At 71.0% G+C, this 16,890-nt stretch carries 18 protein-coding genes and 1 pseudogene; 13 read left to right on the top strand and 6 right to left on the bottom strand.

Going from position 1 to position 16,890, the window contains the following annotated elements; genetic code table 11:
• Positions 1 to 92: 92 nt before the first annotated feature.
• The gene (locus OG257_RS08970) at positions 93 to 830 is read right to left on the bottom strand and encodes an aminoacyl-tRNA hydrolase (RefSeq protein ID WP_329206331.1); all 738 of its coding nucleotides are present in this window, start codon (positions 828 to 830) and stop codon (positions 93 to 95) included.
• Positions 831 to 902: 72 nt separating this feature from the next.
• Here OG257_RS08970 and OG257_RS08965 point away from each other — a divergent pair, with 72 nt between their 5' ends.
• The 4 genes and pseudogenes from OG257_RS08965 to OG257_RS08950 all read left to right on the top strand — a co-directional run bounded on the left by OG257_RS08965 (position 903) and on the right by OG257_RS08950 (position 3,537).
• The gene (locus OG257_RS08965; RefSeq protein ID WP_329206329.1) at positions 903 to 1,580 is read left to right on the top strand and encodes an AIM24 family protein; all 678 of its coding nucleotides are present in this window, start codon (positions 903 to 905) and stop codon (positions 1,578 to 1,580) included.
• Between the two features lie 11 nt (positions 1,581 to 1,591).
• Positions 1,592 to 1,960, top strand: a pseudogene (locus OG257_RS08960) (ATP-binding cassette domain-containing protein); the annotation flags it as partial.
• Positions 1,961 to 2,686: 726 nt separating this feature from the next.
• Positions 2,687 to 3,343, top strand: a complete 657-nt coding sequence (locus OG257_RS08955) for an ABC transporter (RefSeq protein ID WP_329214989.1) — start codon at positions 2,687 to 2,689, stop codon at positions 3,341 to 3,343.
• 14 nt (positions 3,344 to 3,357) lie between these two features.
• On the top strand, positions 3,358 to 3,537 hold the full coding sequence (locus OG257_RS08950) for a hypothetical protein (protein WP_329206328.1): 180 nt from the start codon (positions 3,358 to 3,360) through the stop codon (positions 3,535 to 3,537).
• A 9-nt stretch (positions 3,538 to 3,546) separates the two neighbouring features.
• On the opposite strand, the gene OG257_RS08945 is transcribed toward OG257_RS08950, so the two are convergent.
• The 4 genes from OG257_RS08945 to zapE form a co-directional block, all read right to left on the bottom strand.
• Positions 3,547 to 4,407, bottom strand: coding sequence for a polysaccharide deacetylase family protein (locus OG257_RS08945; protein ID WP_329214986.1), 861 nt, complete (start codon positions 4,405 to 4,407; stop codon positions 3,547 to 3,549).
• Between the two features lie 165 nt (positions 4,408 to 4,572).
• Entirely contained in the window at positions 4,573 to 5,955 is a 1,383-nt protein-coding gene (locus OG257_RS08940) for an alkaline phosphatase PhoX (RefSeq protein WP_329206327.1), read from the bottom strand.
• A gap of 134 nt (positions 5,956 to 6,089) precedes the next feature.
• On the bottom strand, positions 6,090 to 6,515 hold the full coding sequence (locus tag OG257_RS08935) for an OsmC family protein (RefSeq protein ID WP_329206326.1): 426 nt from the start codon (positions 6,513 to 6,515) through the stop codon (positions 6,090 to 6,092).
• Between the two features lie 84 nt (positions 6,516 to 6,599).
• On the bottom strand, positions 6,600 to 7,691 hold the full coding sequence (gene zapE / locus OG257_RS08930; RefSeq protein WP_329206324.1) for a cell division protein ZapE: 1,092 nt from the start codon (positions 7,689 to 7,691) through the stop codon (positions 6,600 to 6,602).
• 37 nt (positions 7,692 to 7,728) lie between these two features.
• Between zapE and OG257_RS08925 the strand changes: the two genes are divergently transcribed.
• The 4 genes from OG257_RS08925 to msrB all read left to right on the top strand — a co-directional run bounded on the left by OG257_RS08925 (position 7,729) and on the right by msrB (position 10,992).
• Positions 7,729 to 8,526: a pyrimidine reductase family protein gene (locus OG257_RS08925; protein WP_329206323.1), complete on the top strand. Its 798-nt coding sequence runs from the start codon at positions 7,729 to 7,731 to the stop codon at positions 8,524 to 8,526.
• A 157-nt stretch (positions 8,527 to 8,683) separates the two neighbouring features.
• On the top strand, positions 8,684 to 9,136 hold the full coding sequence (locus OG257_RS08920; RefSeq protein WP_329206322.1) for an indole-3-glycerol phosphate synthase: 453 nt from the start codon (positions 8,684 to 8,686) through the stop codon (positions 9,134 to 9,136).
• A 44-nt stretch (positions 9,137 to 9,180) separates the two neighbouring features.
• Entirely contained in the window at positions 9,181 to 10,575 is a 1,395-nt protein-coding gene (murC, locus tag OG257_RS08915; RefSeq protein WP_329206320.1) for a UDP-N-acetylmuramate--L-alanine ligase, read from the top strand.
• A gap of 9 nt (positions 10,576 to 10,584) precedes the next feature.
• Positions 10,585 to 10,992 carry a peptide-methionine (R)-S-oxide reductase MsrB gene (gene msrB, locus OG257_RS08910; RefSeq protein ID WP_329206318.1) on the top strand — a complete coding sequence of 136 codons (408 nt, stop codon included), beginning with the start codon at positions 10,585 to 10,587 and terminating at the stop codon, positions 10,990 to 10,992.
• An 82-nt stretch (positions 10,993 to 11,074) separates the two neighbouring features.
• Here the strand turns inward: msrB and OG257_RS08905 are convergent, their stop codons facing one another.
• Positions 11,075 to 11,545, bottom strand: a complete 471-nt coding sequence (locus OG257_RS08905; RefSeq protein WP_329206317.1) for a hypothetical protein — start codon at positions 11,543 to 11,545, stop codon at positions 11,075 to 11,077.
• Between the two features lie 575 nt (positions 11,546 to 12,120).
• Here OG257_RS08905 and OG257_RS08900 point away from each other — a divergent pair.
• From OG257_RS08900 to OG257_RS08880, 5 genes are read left to right on the top strand one after another with little or no spacing between them, the layout of a single operon-like run.
• Positions 12,121 to 13,971: a phage tail sheath C-terminal domain-containing protein gene (locus OG257_RS08900; protein ID WP_329206315.1), complete on the top strand. Its 1,851-nt coding sequence runs from the start codon at positions 12,121 to 12,123 to the stop codon at positions 13,969 to 13,971.
• A 28-nt stretch (positions 13,972 to 13,999) separates the two neighbouring features.
• Positions 14,000 to 14,524: a phage tail protein gene (locus OG257_RS08895; RefSeq protein ID WP_329206313.1), complete on the top strand. Its 525-nt coding sequence runs from the start codon at positions 14,000 to 14,002 to the stop codon at positions 14,522 to 14,524.
• Positions 14,525 to 14,532: 8 nt separating this feature from the next.
• Positions 14,533 to 15,291 carry a T4 family baseplate hub assembly chaperone gene (locus OG257_RS08890; RefSeq protein ID WP_329206311.1) on the top strand — a complete coding sequence of 253 codons (759 nt, stop codon included), beginning with the start codon at positions 14,533 to 14,535 and terminating at the stop codon, positions 15,289 to 15,291.
• Positions 15,284 to 16,012, top strand: coding sequence for a hypothetical protein (locus tag OG257_RS08885; protein WP_329206310.1), 729 nt, complete (start codon positions 15,284 to 15,286; stop codon positions 16,010 to 16,012). Before OG257_RS08890 ends, OG257_RS08885 begins: the two co-directional genes overlap by 8 nt.
• A gap of 4 nt (positions 16,013 to 16,016) precedes the next feature.
• A complete protein-coding gene (locus OG257_RS08880; RefSeq protein WP_329206308.1) occupies positions 16,017 to 16,886 on the top strand; it encodes a DUF4255 domain-containing protein in 870 nt (289 codons plus the stop codon).
• The last annotated feature ends 4 nt before the right edge of the window (positions 16,887 to 16,890 follow it).

Below are 16,890 nucleotides of genomic sequence, written 5' to 3'. Positions count from 1 at the left end.
TCATTCAACCTACTCGTCGGTAATGGCGGTGCGGCAGTACCCGGAGGTACGTATTTCGGCGCAGGGATGTTCAGCAGGAGGGCGAGTGATCTTCAGCGGCGCAGTGCCGGATGGTCCGCGACCACCGTGCAGGACCCCGGCGCGATCTCGGTGAACCCGGCATCGCGCACCACCGGCAGTCCGCTCACGGTGAGTTCGCGCCAGCGGTCCGGGGCAGGGGTGGCCACGGAGAGAGGGAAACCCGCCTCCCGCCACGCCTTGCGCTCCGTGTCCGACAGCTCCCACCAGGCGAGCTGCGCACCGTGCCCGGCCTGGGCCATCGTCTTGCCCGCCGACATGCCGAGCTCCGGATTCAGCCAGAGCACTGGGCCGGCACCGTCGGGAGCGGCCGGCGGCTCCGGATCGTCGAGGTCGGTTCCCGACACCTGGAGCTTGGCCAGCTCCTTCGGCCAGCCGTCCAGCGGCACCGGCGGGAACACCCGCACCTCGGCCTGCTCGCCCGTGACCGTGATCCCGGGCAGCGCGGACGCCTTGCGCCACTCCGCACCGCGTGCGCGCCGCACCACCTTGCGGATCCGGGCGTCCTGCCAGTCCCGCATGAGCTGCGCCCACTCGCCCTCACCGAGCGATCGTTCGTCGGAGAGCATCGTGAGCACCGCGCGGGCGGCCGTCCGAAGCGCGTCGGTGCGTGCCGGGGGATCCGTCTTCTCGATGTGCACCACCAGCGGCAGCACGAACTGAGGTGCCTCGTCGCGCGCCGTCGGCTCGGTGCGGAACGGACTGTCCGCGGGATCTGCGGGAAGGGTCTCGGGAAGGTCGTCGCTGCTCACGGAGTCCAGTCTGCCAGGCCCCCGCAAACCGGTTCTTGGCGGAAGGCAGGGCTCCGGGTGAGGATGCACGGCATGAAGAGCGATCTCTTTTCCAGCGAGCACATGGCCCAGCAGGCCACCGCCCCCGGTATGTCCCTGCAGAACGCAAAGTCCATCAAGTACGCCGTCAACGGTGAGATGCACGCGCGTCAGGGATCGATGATCGCCTTTCGCGGCAGTCTCCAGTTCGAACGCAAGGGCCAGGGCATCGGCGGCATGCTCAAGCGCGCGGTCACCGGCGAGGGACTGGCGCTCATGGCGGTCCGCGGCCAGGGCGAGGCGTGGTTCGCCCACGAGGCGGCCAACTGCTTCATCGTGGAGATGGAGCAGGGCGACGTCCTGACCATCAACGGCCGCAACGTCCTCTGCTTCGACGCGAGCCTCTCGTACGAGATCAAGACCGTGAAGGGTGCCGGGATGACCGGCGGCGGCCTCTTCAACAGCGTCTTCAGCGGCTACGGCAAGCTCGGCCTGATCTGCGACGGCCAGCCCATCGTGATACCCGTGACCGCCCAGCAGCCCGTGTACGTCGACACGGACGCGGTCGTCGGCTGGAGCGCCCAGCTCTCCACCTCGCTGCACCGCTCGCAGAGCTTCGGATCCATGGTGCGCGGCGGTTCGGGCGAGGCCGTCCAGCTGATGCTCCAGGGCGAGGGGTTCGTGATCGTACGGCCCAGCGAGCTCAAGCCGGAGAAGGCGTCGGCCAACTGAACCTCCACGGGGTGGGCCGCAGGTACGGCCTCCGCGGCCCCTGGGTGCTGCGCGGGGTCGACCTGGTGCTGCCCGCGCGCGGCCTGCTCCGGATCGAGGGCGCCAACGGGACGGGGAAGTCGACCTTGTTGCGGCTGCTCGCCGGTATCGACGCCCCGTCCGAGGGGCGGATCACGGGCAGGCCGCGTACGGCGTACGTCCCCGAGCGCTTTCCGGCCGCCCTGCCCTTCACGGCGGCCGGCTACCTCGTCCACCTCGGCCGGATCCACGGACTGCGGACCGCGGAGGCGGCCTCGCGTGCTCAGGAGTGGCTGACGCGCTTCGGTGCGGCGGAGCACGCCCGTACACCGCTTGCGGAGCTGTCCAAGGGCACCAGCCAGAAGGTCGCCGTCGCCCAGGCGCTCCTGGCCGAGCCGGACCTGCTCGTCCTGGACGAGGCATGGACGGGCCTGGACACCGAGGCCCGGGGCGAACTGGACCGGGCCGTCGGCGCGCGGGTCCTGGCGGGAGCCACCGTCGTCTTCGTCGACCACGATCCGCGCCGGTTGGCCGACGGCGTCGATGCCGCGTACCGGCTGGAAGGCCGCACCCTCGCCCCGGCGGGGCTTCCGGCGCCGCCGCTCGAACAGCCCGGCCCCCGTGTCCGCATCGACGCGACAGGGCCTGCGGGCGGGTCCCTCCCGCCCGGACTCCGGGGTGCGCTCGCCGTGGACCGGACCGGGGGCGACACCGAGGGACGGGTGCGCCTCACCGTTGCGGCGGCACACTCGGACGCTGCCCTGCGGGCCCTGCTCTCGGCCCGCCCGCCCTGGCACATCGCAGGGGTCGCGCCGATCCCGCTCACGAACGCGGCCGGCACGGGGGAACGGGACGCGGACCGGGTTGCGGCACCGGGCCGAGGATGGGGCCCGGACCTGGCTTCGACTCCGGACCTGGCTTCGGCCCCGGACACGGCTTCGGCCCCGGACCGCGGTGCGGCGACGGACCTTGCTGTGGCCGCGGCGCCGGACCTGGCCCCTGACCCTGCCCTGGCCCCTGACCCGATCCCGTCCATCGCAGCGTCCCCGGGGTCCCGCCCCGCGCGCCGGGGCGCCACGACCGCCCTGATGCGCTATCAGGCCGCACTGCTGGTGCGCTCGCAGCGCTGGCTCGCGCCCGTCCTCCTCTACGCGGCCTTCCTCGGCGTCGGTGTGCGCGCCGGGCAGCCCCTGCTGGACTCGCTCGGTTACGCGGCCGCCGCGCTGCTGCCCGTCGCCGCGTGGTTCGTCCGGCTCTGCGTCACCCAGGAGCCGCCCGCCGCCCGGACGGTCGCGGCCGCCGCCGCCGGGCAGTCGCGGGTCCACTGCGCCGCGCTGCTCACCGCCCTCGGATCCGCACTGGCCCTGGGCGTCGTGGCCGACGGGGTCGTGCTCCTCATCAGCAAACCGGTCAGCACCGACAACACTGTCGACATACCGATTCTGCCCGCCGCCTGCGCCGGACTGCTCGCCGCCGTCTGCTGCGCCCTGCTGGGAGCGGCGGTCGGAGCGCTCTGTTCCCGGCCGCTGCTGCACCACCGCGGCTGGTCACTGGCCGCCACCGTGTCCGGCAGCCTGCTCGCCCTGGTGGCCCCCGGCTCACCTGCGAGGTACGCCGTGACGAGCCTGGTCACCGGTTCGTCGGCCGGGACGGTCCCGGTGCCCGTCCTGCCGCTGGCCGGGGCCGCTGTCATCGCGGCGGCGGTGGCCGCCGTCACCTCCCGGCTCACTTCGCTGCGCGGGTGAGTACGCTCGCAGCCATGGACGATGCGTACTGCGAGACGCCCGCGCCGGCCCCCGTACCCGTCGACGCGGGCCCGCCGTGGGCCGAGTGCGTGCTGTGCCGGAAGCCGACCGAGTACCCGGAGTCGACGAAGGGCAGCACCCTCTGCCCCGTCTGCGAGTGGCAGGAGGCGGGGCGCGCCGCCTGCTCGGGCTGACGCCGGTTCTCAGCCCCGCATCAGCTCGGAGACCTTGACGAAGCGGTACCCCCGCGCGCGCAGCTCGGGGACCACACGCCGCACGGCTTCGTCGGTGACGGGCGCCGCGCTGCGCGTGCAGTGCATGACGACCAGCGAGCCCGGCTTCACGCCCGCCAGTACCTGCTCGGCCACCGCGTCCGCGTCCGTGGCGAACGCGTCGCCGCTGACGACGTCCCACTGGACCGCCGTCACCCCGGTGGCCGCCAGGGCCTTCAGCGAGGCGTCGTCGTAACAGCCGCCGGGGAAGCGGAAGTACGGCACGACATTGCGCGCCCCCGTCTTCCGGATCGCGGTGAACGCCCGCTCCACCTCGCCGCGCATGTCGCCCTTCGCGACGGTCGGCAGCCCGTAGCAGGGGGAGGAGAAGGCGTAGTGGCTGTACGAGTGGTTGGCGACCTCGAACAGCGGGTCCGTGCCGATCGAGCGGGCCTGGACCGGGTACTCCTGGGCCCACCGTCCGGTCATGAAGACCGTCGACGGCACCTTCAGCCGACGCAGCAGCGTGATCAGACCCGGGTTGTCGAAGTGCTCGCCCGCGGCGGCGCGCTGACCCTGATCTGCCGTCATGTCCGCGTCGAAGGTGAGCGCCACGACCTTGTCGGCCTTGCCTGCCTTGCCGCTCCTGTCCCCGGATCCGCCGGAGCGGCGCTCGAAGACGGGAGTCAGCCCGGCCGGCCCCGGAGCCATCGTGGGCGGCTTCGTCCGCGTGCCCTGCGCCTTCGCCGCGTGGCTCGGGGCCGGCGACGGCGGCGTGAGGGTCTGGGTGCGGGTGGCCTCCGGGTTCCCGCAGCCGGCGAGCACCGCCCCCAGAACCGCCAGCATGGTCATCGTACGAACAGATTTGATCACTGAAGGACGCTAGCTGATGGGCGGTCAGCATTCCTTCACGGCACTCCGCCCCCGACGGCTCGGCTCCGAGCCGTCGGGGGCGGAGCGCACACGACCGGGGCCGGGCAGCGGATGCCGCCCGGCCCCGGTCGCGCTACCGGTCGCTCAGCGCCAGGGGCCCGTCACGGCGAAGGTCGTCCCCGGCGTGTAGCAGTTCACGAACATCGTTCCGCCGTCCGGCGAGAACGTCACCCCGGCGAATTCGCCCCACTCCGGCTCCTCGGGCGTCCCGATGTTCTGCCGCCCCCGCGCCATCGGATAGACCTCGCCGCGCCGTGTCACCCCGAGGACATGCTGTGCGCCGCCGCCGTCCTCGCACACCATCAGCCCGCCGTCGGCGGCCAGGCAGATGTTGTCCGGGGACTCGCCGGGCAGCTGGATGTCCGAGTCCGGGCCGAAGATCACCACCAGCGTGAGCCGGCGCCGCTTCGGCTCGTACCGCCAGACCTGGCCGAAGTGGTCGGCGGCCGACCCCTCCGAACTGTGGGCGAAACTGGAGACGAAGTAGACGGACGAACCGCCCCAGTAGCAGCCCTCCAGCTTCTGGGCGTGCGTGATGCCCTTCGGTCCGAAGTCCTGCAGCCGGATCGGAGTCGCGACGGCCTGCGGATCGGGGACGGGCACCCACTCGATCCGGTCGAAGCTCGTCCCGGTCTCCTGGACGACGGACAGGTCGGGTACCCCGGGCACCCGCATTGCTTCGAGCGCGCCCCCCGCCCGCAGCGAGCCCGTGCCGCCGAGCGGCTTCTCGGGGAGGAAGCGGTAGAAGAGCCCGAACGGCTGCTGGAACGCGTCCTCGGTCTCGTACACGATCCCGTTCTTCGGGTCGACCGCGATCGCCTCGTGCTGGAAGCGGCCCATCGCGGTCAGCGGTACGGCTCCGGTGCGGCGCGGATCGGCGCCGTCCACCTCGAAGATGAACCCGTGGTCCTTGGTGTAGCCGTTGGTGCCGGCCTTGTCCTCGGTCTCCTCGCAGGTCAGCCACGTGTTCCACGGGGTGGGCCCGCCCGCGCAGTTGACCGCCGTACCGGCGATGGCGACGCGCTCCCCGAGGACGTTCCCCCGGCTGTCGAGCTCCAGGGCCGTACAGCCGCCCTTGCCCGTCGGGTCGTACGTGAGGCCCTCGACCGTCGGTACGCCGATCTTGCCGGTGGGCCGGTTCTCGTGGTTGCGCACGAGGTGTACCCGGCCCCGGCGGCCCGCGAAGGCGGCCATGCCGTCGTGATTGCTCGGGACCAGGCCCTCGCCGGAGAGAAGGGGCTCACCCTCCCGGGAGAGGACCCGGTAGCGGAAACCTCTCGGCAGGTCGAGCAGGCCGTCGGGGTCGGGCACGAGGGGGCCGTAGTCGCCGTGGCCCCGGGCGGCGGCGGTGCCGGCGAAGAGCTCGGTGAAAGCCCCGGCGAAGGCGATCGAGGCGGCGGTCGCGCCGGTGCCGGCCAGGACCTGTCGTCGTGTTGCGCGTCCTTCAGGTACTGATGCTGATGACATGAGGCAACTCCCTGTTGGCGGACAGGTGAAGTGACCCGCATGTGTGTACCACGCGTAGTGTCTCGCGGGAACCATGCGGGCCACTGTGCCTCGATGTGGCCCGGGGACGGATGTGGCCCCCGGGACAGGTGGGATCAGGCCAGCGAAGCGCTGAGCGTGATCGTCGTGCCCGTCAGCGCCTGGCTGACCGGGCAGTTCACCTTGGCGTCCTCGGCGGCCTTCACGAAGCCCGCCTCGTCCAGACCCGGGACCTCGCCCTCCACGGTGAGGTGGATGCCGGTGATGCCGGTACCGGGCTGGAAGGTGACCTCCGCCTGGGTGTTCAGCTTGGTCGGCGGGGTGCCCGCCTTGGCCAGGCCGTTGGACAGAGCCATCGAGAAGCAGCTGGAGTGCGCTGCGGCGATGAGCTCCTCCGGGCTGGTCTTGCCGTTCGCCTTCTCCGCGCGGGAGGGCCAGGAGACCGGGTACTCCCCGATCCCGGAGGAGTCGAGGGTGACAACGCCCTTGCCCTCGAGCAGGTTGCCTTCCCAGACCGTGTGCGCCTGACGCGTGGTAGCCATGCTGGATCCCTTCAAACGGTGTGCGCGGATATACGGGGCGTACGCGGTGCCGTGAGGCTCCTCGTACGCGGTACGCCCACGAACCTACTGCGCCACCAGTCCCTTTGCGTCACGCGCCAGTGCCGTCAGCCGGGAGATCGCCCGGAAGTACTTCTTCCGGTACCCGCCGTTCAGCATCTCGTCGCTGAACAGCTGGTCGAACGGAAGACCGGACGCGAGCACCGGGACCTCACGGTCGTACAGCCGGTCCGCGAGCACCACCAGACGCAGGGCCGTCGACTGGTCCGGCACCGGCTGCACATCGGTCAGGCAGACCGCCGTGATGCCGTCCGTCAGTGCTCCGTAGCGGCTCGGATGGACCCGGGCGAGGTGGTCGAGCAGGCCGGGGAAGTCGTCCAGGGCGGCGCCCGGGGTGGCGTACGCGGCCCGGGTGACCTGCTCGTCGGAGTACGGCGGCGGGGCCTCGGGCAGCCCGCGGTGACGGTAGTCCTCGCCGTCGATCCGCAACGGCCGGAAGTGCGAGGAAAGCCCCTGGATCTCGCGGAGGAAGTCGGCGGAGGCGAAACGGCCCTCGCCGAGCTTGCCGGGCAGGGTGTTCGAGGTGGCGGCCAGCGCGACACCCGCCTCGACGAGCCTGCTGAGCAGCGACGACACCAGGACCGTGTCGCCCGGGTCATCCAGTTCGAATTCGTCGATGCACAGGAGCCGGTGGCCGCTCAGGGTCTGAACGGTCTGCTGGAAGCCCAGCGCACCGACCAGATTCGTCAGTTCGACGAACGTGCCGAAGGCCTTGAGCGAGGGGGCGGCCGGAGTGGCGTGCCAGAGCGAGGCCAGCAGGTGGGTCTTGCCGACGCCGTAGCCGCCGTCGAGGTAGACACCCCGAGGGCCGGTGGGCGGCGTGGGCTTCTTGCTGAACCACTTGCGCCTGCCCGCGCCGGTGGCGTGCGCGCCGCCGAGCCCGCCGGCGAACTCGCCGAGGACCTTGACCGCCTCGGTCTGGCTCGGCTGGTTCGGGTCGGGTACGTACGTATCGAAACGCACCGAGTCGAAGCGCGGTGGCGGCACCATCTCCGCGACCAGGCGGTCGGCGGGGACGCGCGGCTCGAGGGCGCACAAGGACTGCGGGGCCGTTTCGGCTATGGGGCTCTGCCCCGGCACGGCGGTGGAGGACGACACAACTCTCCACCTTAAGGGCCGTGCCAGACTGCGGGGCATGCGACGCCTGCTCCCTGTGACGGACCTGACAATCGCGGACCCGGCAGATGCCGCCGGGAGGACATCCGCAGCCAGCGATCGCGAGTGGACACTCGACGAGCTGGCCGACGCCTACGCGTACCCCGGGGAGACCCGCCCCTGGCTGCGCGCCAACATGGTCTCCACCCTGGACGGTGCGGCCCAGCACGAGGGCCGCTCCCAGGGCATCTCCAGCGCGACGGACATGCGGATCTTCGGCACCCTGCGCGGGCTGGCCGATGTGATCGTCGTCGGCGCGGAGACGGTGCGGCTGGAGGGCTACCGGCCCGCCCGGGCCCGCGATGCCTTCGCCGCCCGGCGCGCGGCGGCCGGGCAGGGCCCCGCCCCCGCGATCGCCGTCGTGAGCGCGAGCCTGGACCTGGACTTCTCGCTCCCGCTCTTCGTCTCGCCCCTGGTCCCGACCCTGGTGATCACCGGGGCGGCGGCACCCTCCGACCGGATCCGAGCGGCCCGGGACGCCGGTGCCGAGGTGCTGATCGCCGGGGACGGCGCGGCCGTGGAGCCGGCGCGGGCGGTTGCGGAACTGGCCGCGCGCGGCCTCACCCGGCTGCTCACGGAGGGCGGACCGAGGCTGCTGGGCCAGTTCGTGGCGGCCGGGGTGCTGGACGAGCTCTGTCTGACGGTGTCCCCGATGCTCACCGCGGGGGATGCGCAGCGCATCGCGGGAGGCCCCGGAGTGACCTTGCCGGAACGTTTCTCCCTCACATCCCTGCTGGAAGAGGCGGGATTCCTCTTCACCCGGTACGGGAAGATCTGACACTTAGCGGAATTTCCCGTTCCGGTTAGCTTCGGGTGGGCACACTTAGTCCTGCAGACCCCGTGCAATTGCGGGGAAGGATGGTTTCAGCAGCAGCGGCCGTCCGGGGCCGATGAGATGAAACGGAAGGGCGCCTGCCGTGTTCACAAGCGTTTTGATGATCGAGAAGCCCCTCACTCCCGAGGACGTGGAGTTCGTCACCACCCTCCACGGCGAGGAGCAGATCTCGTTCGTCGTACTGATGCAGCCACGCGGTGACCAGGCCGATGTCCTGTTGCGGGCGATCGACGACGTGGCGCTCGGCGAACTGAGAGAAGCGGCCCGCGAGGGCGAGGAGCCGGAGGGCAGGGCGGCGCAGGAGCCTGCCGCGGTCGCCTTGGAGTACTCGCTCCAGGAACTGCGCAAAGCAGGGTCCGAAGCCGTCGGACAAGTGATCGAGGACCACCCCCTGGACAAGCTGAAGACCGTGGTCGACGACTCCGGGGCCGACGAGGTCATCGTGCTCACCGCACCGCACTACGTGGAGGAGTTCTTCCACCGCGACTGGGCGTCCCGGGCCCGTCACAAGGTCGGCGTACCGGTGCTCAAGCTCTTCGCGCACAGCGAATAGGCTGGGCGGACCACATCCACGTCACACCTTCGGGAGACACACGCATGGCACCCGGTATTCCTGCCGCCCTTGAACGGCCGCACTTCATCGGCATCGGCGGCGCCGGGATGTCGGGCATCGCGAAGATCCTCGCCCAGCGAGGAGCGAAGGTGGCAGGCAGCGACTCCAAGGAGTCCGCCACCGCCGAGGCCCTGCGGGCGCTGGGGGTCACCGTCCACATCGGGCACGCCACCGGTCACCTGGCGGACGACGCGTCCTGCGTGGTCGTCTCCAGCGCCATCCGCCCGGACAACCCCGAGCTGGTCCGCGCCGCCGAACTGTCCGTGCCCGTCGTGCACCGCTCCGACGCGCTCGCCGCCCTGATGGAGGGCCTGCGCGCCATCGCGGTCGCCGGTACGCACGGCAAGACCACCACCACGTCGATGCTCGCCGTCGCCCTGTCCGAGCTGGCCCTCGACCCCTCGTACGCCATCGGCGGCGACCTGGAGGGTCCGGGCACGAACGCCGCGCACGGCGGCGGCGACATCTTCGTCGCCGAGGCGGACGAGAGCGACCGCAGTTTCCAGAAGTACGACCCCGAGGTCGCGATCGTCCTCAACGTCGAGCTGGACCACCACGCGAACTACGCGTCGATGGAGGAGATCTACGACTCCTTCGAGACGTTCGTCGGCAAGATCGTCCCCGGTGGCACCCTCGTCGTCTCCGCCGACCAGCAGGGCGCGGTGGAACTGGTCCAGCGGGTCCGCGACATCTCCTCGCTCAACGTCGTCACCTACGGCGAGTCGGAGACCGCGGACGTACGGGTCCACAAGGTCACCCCGCGCGGGCTGACCAGCGAGGTCACCGTCGTCCTGGGCGGCAAGTACCTCACCTTCACGGTCTCGGTGCCCGGCAGTCACTACGCCCACAACGCGGTCGCGGCCCTCGCCGCCGGTGTCGCCCTCGGCATCCCGGCACACAACCTGGCCTCCGCCATCGGCAAGTACACCGGCGTCAAGCGCCGTCTCCAGCTCAAGGGCGAGGCCGCCGGGGTCCAGGTCATCGACTCCTACGCGCACCACCCCACGGAGATGACCGCCGACCTGGAAGCCATGCGCGGCGCGGCCTCCGAGGCCCGCCTCCTGGTCGTCTTCCAGCCCCACCTCTTCTCCCGCACCCAGGAGCTCGGCACCGAGATGGGCCAGGCGCTCGCCCTCGCCGACGCGTCGGTGGTCCTGGACATCTACCCGGCCCGTGAGGACCCGATCCCGGGCATCACCAGCACCCTGATCGTCGACGCCGCGAAGGCGGCCGGGGCCGACGTCACGGCCGTCCACGACAAGGCGGCGATCCCCGCCGTCATCGCGGGAATGGCGAAGCCGGGCGATCTGGTTCTCACGATGGGAGCGGGCGATGTCACCGACCTCGGCCCGCAGATCCTGGACCACCTGTCGAGCTGAGGAGCCACCGTGTCGTACGACGTCGAGAAGCCCGACGAGCAATGGCGGGCGGAGCTGAGCCCCGCCGAGTACGCGGTGCTGCGCAAGGCAGGCACCGAGCCCGCGTTCGTGGGTGAGTACACCGACACCAAGACCGCGGGCGTCTACTCGTGCCGCGCCTGCGGGGCGGAGCTGTTCCGCTCCGACACCAAATTCGAGTCGCACTGCGGCTGGCCGTCCTTCTACGACCCGAAGGACACGGACGCGGTCGAGCTGATCCAGGACAACAGCCTGGGCATGGCCCGTACCGAGGTGCGCTGCGCCCGCTGCGGCTCGCACCTGGGCCACGTCTTCGAGGGCGAGGGCTACAACACGCCCACGGACCAGCGTTACTGCATCAACTCGATCTCGCTGACCCTGGCGCCGGACGAGAGCTGAGCACGGGGACGGGGCGGCGCCGCGGTCGGTCCTCCTGGGACTCCGCGGGCGCCGTCGGCCGGCCCTGCCCGGGCGCCGCCGGTCAGTCCTCCTCGGGCTCCGCGGGCGCCTCGGGGCGCAGCAGCGGGTGCGCGACGCCGGGGAACACCCGGGCCCGCACGACTTCCTCGGCGGACCCGCCCTGGACCACCGTCTCCGCGACGCCCCACGGCCGGCCGGCCAGCCGCACGGTCAGGGTGTACGAGGACGAGCAGCCGGTGCACTCGTAGCGGTCGGCCCAGATCTCCACGTCCGTGACGCTGCCCGGATACCGCTTCACGTGCAGGTGCCGGGCATGGCAGTGATCGCACGTCTCGCCCGGCTCGCAGGTGCCGCCGCACGGACAGGGCACATCCAGTGACTCCGCCGGCTGCCAGCGCTGGATCAGCCTGGCCTCGCGGGTCGCGCCCATGTCCTTCATGGCCTTCAGATTGCGCGCGGCGACGTTGTACGACTCGCCTGTCGCGGCCATCCGGTCCCTGATGACGTCCTTGCGCCCGCGGTTCGTCGTCATGTGTTCCTCCTGGGTGTACGCAGCCCGCCAGGAGGCCCACGAAATCGTTCTCCCTACGGTACCTGGCGCACCACCCCCGCCGCCCCGGCCCCGGCCCGCAGTCCCGGCGGCCCACGCGTACCCACAGTGCGACCGTCTGTCCGGTATTCGAACCAAATGGCCATTCCTCGGGGTGGGGCGCACGGCGGCGCGCCGTCATCGAGTCAATTCGGCTTGATTCTCTCGCGGGCCCAGACTTTTCTGTGAAGCGATGGTGAACTGAATCTTCATATGCTCATAGGGAAATCCTCTGACCATGCCGAATCATTTATTGCGGATCCGGTCGGACCCTCCTGCCGGATGACCGAATCACCACCTTGACCGGCTCTCCGGGCGCGATACACACTCGCAAGAGGCACTCATGCATCAGGAGCCACCAGCGCACACGGATGCGGATGGCCCTGCGAGACCGATATCGCACGGGGTGAACAACGGGGGAAACGCGCGGGGGGATTATGTGTGCGGATTTTGGCGCGCGCACGCAATTCCTTCACCTCTCCTCTCATCTCTTGGTGCGCGAAGGGAATGGAGGGGGAATGCCGACGCACATGGGCTATCCCGGTGTTTACATCGAAGAACTTCCCAGCAGCATCCGTACGATCGCCTCGGTCACCACCTCGGTGACCGCGTTCGTGGGACACACACGCCGGGGTCCGCTCAACCAACCTGTACGGGTCACCAGCTTCGCCGACTTCGAGCGCCGCTTCGGCGGCCTCACCTCGCAGAGCGCCCTCAGCTACGCGGTGCACCAGTTCTTCGGCAACGGCGGCACCTTCGCGGTGATCGTCCGTGTGGCCAAGGCCGGCACCGGTGAGGACGCCTGCGTGACGCTCCAGTCCACCGAGGGCCGCAGTGAGTGCCCGGTGCTGGAGGTGCACGCCAGGGAGCCCGGAGTCTGGGGCTCGGGCCTGCGGGTGGCCGTCGACCACGACACCCCGGCACCGGACAGGACGTTCAACCTCCATGTCCTCGACGCGCGCGGCGGAGCCCGGGAGTCCTTCACCGGCCTCTCGATGAGCGCCGGTCACGGCCGCTTCGTCGAGACAGTGGTCAACGCGGGTTCCTCCCTCGTCCGGGTGAAGGCTCTCGATGAGGACCGGCCCGACCCTTCCGGCACGGTTTCCAAGCCCTTCGCGGCGGAACTGCCGCACTTGAACGTCGAGTTGAAAGTCAAGATCGGTGATGTGGAGCGTGAGTTCACGCTCTTCGAGCCCGACCGCGACGGTGAGCCGCCGAGCAACGTCGTCGAGCTGGCCCTCCTGCTGGAGCGCAAGCTGCGCGCGCTGCCCGACGCTCCGGGGAAGCACGCCTTCGCCGGGGCCGAGGTCGCCGCTTTCGGCCGGCGGCTCCAGGTCGTCGCCGGGTCCGTCGACCCGGACGACGTGGTCCGCTTCGTCGGCGAGTGCGCCAACGACCTGGGGCTCGAGGCCTCGGTCAACCCGCCCGTCTTCCCGCTGGAGGGCGGCAAGGACGGCGATCCGCCCGGGCCGCGCGACCTCATCGGCAGCGAGGCGCGCAAGACCGGCGTGCAGGCCCTGCGCGACGTGGACGACGTCAATCTCCTCGTCCTGCCGGAGCTGTCGGCGTACGAGTCCACCGAGGACATGGTCACCGTCCTGTCCGCGGCCGAGCAGCTCTGCCAGGAGCGGCGGATCCTCCTGCTCGTCGACTCTCCCTCGACGTGGGGCAACGTCGACGCCGCGCGGGCCGGGATCGGCGCGTTCGAGCCCGTACGCAGCAGCCATGCGGCGCTGTACTTCCCGCATCTGCAGCTCACGGACCCGCTCACCGGACGGCTGCGTTCCTTCCCGCCGTCGGGTGCCGTCGCCGGTGTGATCGCCCGTACGGACGGCGAGCGCGGCGTGTGGAAGGCGCCGGCCGGGACCGAGGCGCGCCTCGCCGGGGTCCGGTCGCTGACGGTAAAGCTGACCGACCGGGAGAACGGGCTGCTCAATCCGCTGGGCGTGAACTGCCTGCGCACCTTCCCCGTGGTGGGGCCGCTGGTCTGGGGCGCCCGCACGCTCGAGGGCGCGGACGCGCTCGACAGCGAATGGAAGTACGTACCCGTGCGGCGGCTCGCGCTGCATGTCGAGGAGAGCCTCTTCCGCGGTCTGCAGTGGGTCGTCTTCGAACCCAACGACGAGCAGCTCTGGCAGCAGATCCGGCTCAAGGCGTCGGCCTACCTCCACGACCTCTTCCGGCAGGGCGCTTTCAAGGGCGGCACACCGCGCGAGGCGTACTTCGTGAAGTGCGACAAGGACACCACCACCGACGCCGACATCGAGCGCGGAGTGGTGAACGTCGTGATCGGAATCGCGCCGGTCAAGCCCGCGGAGTTCGTGATCGTCAAGATCCAGCAGTTCGCCGGGCAGTTCGACCTCTCGTAACCAAGGAAAAGGAACACGAAGGAAACCGATGGCTGAGTTCCAGATCAACGCCCATCGCTTCGACCCCTACAAGAATTTCAAGTTCCTGGTCCTCTGGGACGGTCGAACGGTCGCGGGTATCAGCAAGATCAGTCCACTGAAGCGCACCACCGAAGTGGTCAAGCACCGCCACGGCGGTGACCCGAGTTCACCGCGCAAGTCGCCGGGCCGCTCCGAGTTCGAGGGCGTCACGCTCGAGCGAGGTGTCACCCACGATCCCGAGTTCGACCGCTGGGCCAACAAGGTCTGGCAGGTCGGCGCCGGGCTCGGCTCGGAGGTCTCGCTCCGGGACTTCCGCAAGGACATCATCATCCAGGTGCTCAACGAGGCCGGGCAGGTGGCCGTCTCGCACAAGCTCTACCGGGCCTGGGTCAGCGAGTACCAGGTCATGGGCGAGCTCGACGCGAACGCCAATGCCGTCGCCATCCAGAGCGTGAAACTGGAGTGCGAGGGCTGGGAACGGGACTACGAGATTCCGGAACCGGTCGAGCCGTCGTTCACCCACCCGGCCTGAACGTCGTCGTGATCCCTGGAACAGCCCCCGTGGGGCCCGCCGAGCTGCTGGCCGCCTGGGAGACCGGGCTGGCCCTGGGCGCGGCGGAGAGGTCGCTGCTGCTGCACCGGGCGGCCCGCCCGGCGGCCGGTGCCGACGAGTTGCTGTCGGTACCGGTCGGCGAGCGGGAGGCCGATCTGTTCGCGCTGCGCCGGTCGCTGTTCGGCGAGCGGATGCAGGTGCGGGTCGAGTGCGGGGCCTGCGGCGAGGCCATGGAGTTCGACCTCGACGCCGGTGCACTGGGCGTGCGTCCGGCGGCGGGGGACCGACTGCTGCGGGTGGCGGAGGACGACTGGGTGGTCGAGTTCCGGCTGCCCACCGTCGCCGACCTCGCGGCGGCCGGCGGGGCAGCCTCCCCCGCCGAGGCCCGCCGGCTGCTCGTGACGGGCTGCACCGTGCGGGCCCTGCGGGGCGGGGAGCGCGTCGACGTCGATCAGCTGTCCGCTCTGCTGCCCCCACGGGTGGAGCGGCTCATCGCCGAGAAGGCCGCCGAGGCCGACCCGACGGCCGAGGTGACGCTGAACGTGGCGTGCCCCGAATGCGGTGAGGCCACCCCGGCCGAACTGGACATCACCTTCTACCTGTGGACCGAACTGGACACCTGGGCAAGGGACCTGCTCCTCGATGTCCATCTGCTCGCCACCGCCTACGGGTGGAGCGAGCCGGAAATTCTGGCGCTGAGTCCCACCCGGCGCCGTTACTACCTGGAGCTGTGCACCGATGCCTGACTACTTCGACCGGCTGCTCGCCCGGTACACACCGGTGGCCGCGGCCACCGATGACACCGGCGTGCGGGTGCGGCCACGGCTGTCCGGCCCGTTCGAGCGGGCCGAGGCACTGCGGTACGGGCAGCCCGAGCCGGACGAGCCGGCCGCGCTGCTGCCCTCCGCTCCCCAGGCCGCCACGAACCCGGACCTCCCGGTCCGGCCCGCCCGGGAGGTGCACACCGAGCGGCACACCGTGGTGCGTACCGAACAGGCCCCGCAGCCCGCTGAGCCGGGGCAGCCGGTCCGGCCCGCGGCCGCGGGCCCGGCACCCCTTCTGCGGCACCGGGCGGCTCCGTCGCCGAAGACCCGGCCCAGGGGGACGGACGGCACACGGGCCGAGCGCCGCGGGCAGCAGTCCGCGCGGGACGACACGACGCCGGCGCCCGTCACAGCGGCGGCACCGGCACGGGCCGCCGCACCGCCACGTGCGGCAGCGCTCCCCACGCCACGCGACTCCGACACCGCCGCCGCGCGCGGAGCGGCGCTCGCCTCGGTGGGGCGGCGCGCCCCGCGGCCGGCCGAGCGCGTCGTACACGTGCAGATCGGCCGCTTGGAGGTCAGTGCGGCGCCGCCACCCGGAGCGCACGGATCACCGGCCGGACGCCCCGCACAGCCGGCCGGAAGGCCTGCCCCCGTACTGACGCTGGCCGACTACCTGTCGCGCGGCGGGAAGAGGGACTGACGACATGAGCAACGCACTCGCCGTCGCCACGGTCACCCAGGCGCTCGCCCTGCTGATCGAGAGCAACCTGGGGCCCGAGATGGACATCGCGGTCAAGGTGGAGACCCGCAAGCCACCGTCGGAGCCGCCGAGCGAGCCGACGATCACGGTGTTCCTCTACCAGGTGACGCCGAACGCGGCGATGCGCAACAACGACCTGCCGACGCGCGCCGCCGACGGAACGCTGCGCAACCGCGCCGCCGCGCCGCTGGACCTGCACTACGTGATCAGCGCGTACGGGGAGGAGACGGAGCTGGTCGGGCAGCGACTGCTGGGTTGCGTGATACGCACGCTGCACGAAATTCCGGTACTGCCGCGCGAACTGATCGAACTGGCCGCCGATCGACCGCATTTGGCGGGCACAGATCTGGCGGACTCGCTGCAGAAGGTGCGCTTCACGCCGACGGTCATGGACATCGACGAGACGTCCAAGCTCTGGGGAATGCTGCACCAGACGCCCTACACCCTGTCGGTGGCCTACCAGGCATCGCTGGTGGTGATCGAGGGCCGGGAGAAGCCGGTCCCGGCGAAGCCGGTGGAGCGACGCACGGTACGGGTGCTGCCGTTCGGGGCACCGGGTGCTCCCGTGCCGCCCGAGGCTCCCGTCGCCGCTGCGGAGGGGGCGGACGAGGACACGTCCCGTCCGCCCGAGGGCAGGAACGCGGCGGCGAAGCAGGCAACGGCGAAGAAGGCCGCAGCGGTGACGAAGGCCCCCGCGAAGGCCTCCACCAAGGCCCCCGCCAAGTCCACCAAGGCGGCTGCCCGGCGTACCGCTCCGCCTCGTCCCCGCAGGGCGGCCGGCAGCGATACACCTGCGCCGGACGACAAGAGCTGAGCCG

The sequence above is a fragment of the Streptomyces sp. NBC_00683 genome (assembly GCF_036226745.1).
Lineage (GTDB): Bacteria > Actinomycetota > Actinomycetes > Streptomycetales > Streptomycetaceae > Streptomyces.
This window is presented reverse-complemented; position numbering and strand designations above follow the sequence as displayed.